The 2,399-nt window shown below is 35.6% G+C and carries 2 protein-coding genes; both read right to left on the minus strand.

The window, feature by feature from the left end; all coding sequences use genetic code 11:
- Positions 1 to 77 precede the first annotated feature (77 nt).
- On the minus strand, positions 78 to 1,376 hold the full coding sequence (locus tag F6K13_RS28580; RefSeq protein ID WP_124154683.1) for an AAA family ATPase: 1,299 nt from the start codon (positions 1,374 to 1,376) through the stop codon (positions 78 to 80).
- A gap of 375 nt (positions 1,377 to 1,751) precedes the next feature.
- On the minus strand, positions 1,752 to 2,399 hold a 648-nt coding region (locus F6K13_RS28585), incomplete at its 5' end, for a calcium-binding protein (protein WP_287289226.1).

A 2,399-nucleotide genomic window follows, 5' to 3' on the forward strand; every position in this document is an offset into this window, starting at 1 on the left:
AAGCGTCTGCCAATGAAGATTGGCAGACGCTTTAAATTTTGCTAAATCTTCAGGTTCATCACCCTTTTTTATATACTTCACTTATTCAAAATCTCCCGCCGACGCATCAATATATCTGCTCTGACAAATTCTGGTTCATCAGTACCTATTTCTTTCTCAATTTCTAGCCGTAGTTGTCTAGCTGACTCAAGATTTCCACTATCTATTAATCGAAATAATTCCATCAATTTTTCCTTGATTTGTTGTGGACGTTCGGAAACTTTCATCAAGTCTTCTAAAATACGATTACTATCTCTACCGAACGAACTAGAAGGATGTTTGACAACAATATTATCATCTATTTTTTCTAAAATATAAACGCTATTCGGTTTGATTTGACTGATAACTTGTGGGGAATGAGTAGTAATAATAAATTGACAGTTAGGAAATGTTTCTGTTAGTTTAGGAATTACTTCACGCTGCCAAGCAGGATGTAAATGTTGTTCAATTTCATCTATTAATACCACACTATTTGCTTTTAAGGGATCGCCTAAACTTGGATTAGCTATTGCTAAACGTCTGGCTAAGTCACCTACTAATGTTAATAAGCTTTTTTCTCCATCAGATAGTTGTTGAATATCAAGTTCTTGGTCTTGTTTTTTTATTGTCATTCTTGGGTAAGGTTTGCGACGGACTCTAATATCAGAAAAGTCATTTTTTCCTAATATAGAATAGATAGATTTTCTGACTGCTTCAAGTTGGCGATCGCGATATTTTATATCATCTCGAAGTTCTTCATTTTCGGTTTCTTCTATTACTCTAAACCATTTGAAAAAGCTATCAAAATTAATTTGTATTCCATCAAGTGCTTGTTCATAACCATCAACTTGTTTGAAAGAGTAGTCTTCAACTTCAATTTCTAAAGGTACACTAAGTACAGAACGATTAACAGGATAGTAAACAATTAGAGGAATATCAAGTTGAGAATTATTTTTCAATTTAGTACGAATATCATCTACTATTGATGGTGATTTTATAGATATTCCCCAACCTCCACCGTTGTTTTGAGCTAAACCTATTTGATTTTCTAAACCATCAATTGAAAAGATAATTTCACAGTCAGTTGTTTCATATCCATTTTTAATATCCTCTTCGCTAAAACGTCTTCCTTTTGATTTATCTATAAAATCATCTAAAGCTAAATCCTGTATTGTCCTTTTTGGTTCATACTGAATTCTAGATAAAAGCCAAGAAAAGAGAATTGCTATACAATCTAAAATACTAGATTTCCCTACTCCATTAATTCCAATAAATACAGTAGGTTCTGTAGTAACAAAATCAATAGTTAAATTCTTTATTCCTCTAAAACAATTAATTTCTAAACGTTTAATTTTCATCAGTTATAAAATAGAAGTTTTCATATAGTCATCATATAAAATTCAGATAATTAGTATATCCAAGTCATTGCGACGGTCACTCCGTGGAAGGAAGCAATCTCCTAAAACCTTGAGATTTTTTCCTATCGTCGCAATGACGAATCGCACACCAGATTCTATATCAGAAATAATTCGTGAAAAAAAAATTGTAGGCATTCAGTCCCCAAACCCAAATGAGATTTGAAAACCAAACTCCTACAAGCAAATACTATAACATAACTCCAGTAGGGCGTATTAATGAAATGTAATGCACTGCCTATCCTTAATATTTCGGTGCGTTACACTCCGCTAAGATACCCTACTTCTCCCCCCTTTCAAAGGCAGCAGGGGGGTATATTACCCTCTAATAATAAAGTCTTCAACTTCAAGCAATGCTCCATTACTCAAAGTGGCGAACTGAGCGCCATCACCAAAACCACCAGCATTACCATTAGGGTTGTAGAATAAAGCACCATTATTACTGTTGTAAACAATAACTGCTTCAGAAGTTGCAGCAGCATTATTACTGGTAACAGTGGTAAATTCTGTTGCGATACTGTTAATGGCAGTAAATGTAGTTCGATCCAACAGAATTTTATCTTGACCGACAACAAAATCAGTAATTTCATCCACACCAATATCATCAGCATCAAATTCCTGATTTGTGGCAAAGATAAAACGGTCAATACTAGCACCACCAGATAGAGTGTCGTTTCCACTTCCACCATTGAGGCGATCGCGTCCTTGACCACCATTCATCTCATCGTCCCCATCCCCTCCAAAGAGATGGTCAAAACCAAGACGACCTTCTAAAACATCATCGCCATCCTGACCATAGAGGGAATCATTACCACGACTGCCAATAATTGAGTCGTCACAACCACCACCAACAAGAGTGTCATCTCCTGCTAGACCTGTGATGGTATCATCTCCAAAGTTGCCGTTGAGAGGTTCATCTTCTGGAGTACCAAAAATTTCTTGAGCAACTGCATCAACAATAGTGAC

This window comes from Okeania sp. SIO2B9 (assembly GCF_010672505.1).
Taxonomy (GTDB): Bacteria; Cyanobacteriota; Cyanobacteriia; order Cyanobacteriales; family Microcoleaceae; genus Okeania; species Okeania hirsuta.